1 pseudogene is annotated in these 244 nt (G+C 56.1%); it reads right to left on the bottom strand.

Annotated features, from left to right (window positions below):
- Nucleotides 1-244: pseudogene (locus ABR397_RS24030) on the bottom strand (type VI secretion system tip protein VgrG); the annotation flags it as partial.

Raw genomic sequence — 244 nt, 5'->3', positions numbered from 1 at the left:
TTCATCCCGCGAGGTGGACAGCAGTTTAAATTCGCTGATCACCCCGTAGATTGTGCGTAAGGGAGCTGGCGGTATCACCGGCATGCCCCGCATCCCCGGATTAATCGCGGGTGACGTCAGGGTAAACGCGGCATCCCGCATCAGCATCTGCGCCGGTTTGATATCTTTCTCCGGGCTGGTGAATTCAATAACGTAACGAAAAGGCTGGCTTAAGCCTTCCTGCCCGCTAAACGCCACCACATCC

It is taken from the genome of Photorhabdus viridis (assembly GCF_040256935.1).
GTDB lineage: Bacteria > Pseudomonadota > Gammaproteobacteria > Enterobacterales > Enterobacteriaceae > Photorhabdus > Photorhabdus viridis.
This window is presented reverse-complemented; position numbering and strand designations above follow the sequence as displayed.